A 1,291-nucleotide genomic window follows, 5' to 3' on the forward strand; every position below is an offset into this window, starting at 1 on the left:
ACAAAATAAGGGGCGTGGACTTTAGTCTGAGAGATCCCCACAGCATTATTCATAAAAACTTTCCTCAATCAGCGCTGAAAATGCGCTTATTAATAATTCTTCAGAAACATCATATTCTCTATGATGTATTATTCGCCGGCCAAGAAAGGCATAAGATAACACTCGCTTTCTTTTAGTTGTATTTGCTTGGAAATGTCGTTGAAAACCTTCTGTTTCAGCTGCACGCCCAAGCATAAGTAAATAAAAAAGTGCAAGCATTGCAATTAATAAAATAATTTGAAGTCTTTCACTATTTCGACTTCTGCTGCGCCTTAAACCCATACCATAATATTCATTTTTACAATCTCGAAAAGACTCTTCAATGCCCATTCTGCGCCGATATAAATTAACTAATTGATGCGGGAAATATTGCTCCTTAGGTAAATTAGAGACCAAAAACCAAGGTTCATTCGCTGATTTAGCATGTTTCATATTGCTACGATCCTTAGTGACAACCCCTTTTCTATTGAGGTTCTTACGTTGCATGTTTTTACCTTTAAATAATATCCCTCGACAAGGATGCTCATGTGACATTGAGAGAATAACTGGAGGCAATTCTGATGCTTTATTCGTGGCTTTATGGTGGTGCTTATGAACGGCTAGCCAGTTAATATCACCTTCGAGCAGACATTTTACTTCTCCTCTTGTTCTGGCAAGCCAATACCAATCATATGATTCAATGAGTTTAAACCACGGTATTTTAAAACCTGCATCGGTACAAATAATGGGGACAGCATGTGCAGGCAATATTTTCGCTAGATTTGATATAAAAGTTTTATGTGCGATGGGAGAACAGTGCATTTCTTCAGCATAAACCTCCTCGTAAATAGTTATTGCTCGGCCGTCAACACTGACTGCAGCTCTTAACATCACAAAGTTATAGTTATATACAGTTGACCAATCAATATGAATAAGAGGATGCTTAATGCCTGCAAAGTAACTTGCAATCATTTGATAATATTTACACCTAACATTATGTAATTTAGTGTTTTTCAGCAGGCGATCAACTCTTTTTATCGCATGTTTTTCACTGCGACTATGTAATTCACCCGTATTTCTGCCTATGGCTGTCAATGATAGTTCGCTACCATGCGCCACTGAATTTACGCAAGTGAGTAATGAAGTTGAAATACGAGGATCTAAAGTTGTTGAATCAAGAGTAAATAAATCTGATAATACTTTCATAGCGCTTATATTTGGTTGGTTGTTTTGTGGTGAAATATATTTTACCAAATATCAAGCGCTTACCCAA

At 36.8% G+C, this 1,291-nt stretch carries 1 protein-coding gene; it reads right to left on the bottom strand.

Annotation, left to right across the window (positions count from 1 at the left end):
• Positions 1-45: 45 nt before the first annotated feature.
• Positions 46-1,224: an IS4 family transposase gene (locus KSO91_RS17305; RefSeq protein ID WP_238744262.1), complete on the bottom strand. Its 1,179-nt coding sequence runs from the start codon at positions 1,222-1,224 to the stop codon at positions 46-48.
• Between the last annotated feature and the right edge of the window lie 67 nt (positions 1,225-1,291).

Source organism: Psychromonas antarctica (assembly GCF_022267535.1).
Taxonomy (GTDB): Bacteria; Pseudomonadota; Gammaproteobacteria; order Enterobacterales; family Psychromonadaceae; genus Psychromonas; species Psychromonas antarctica.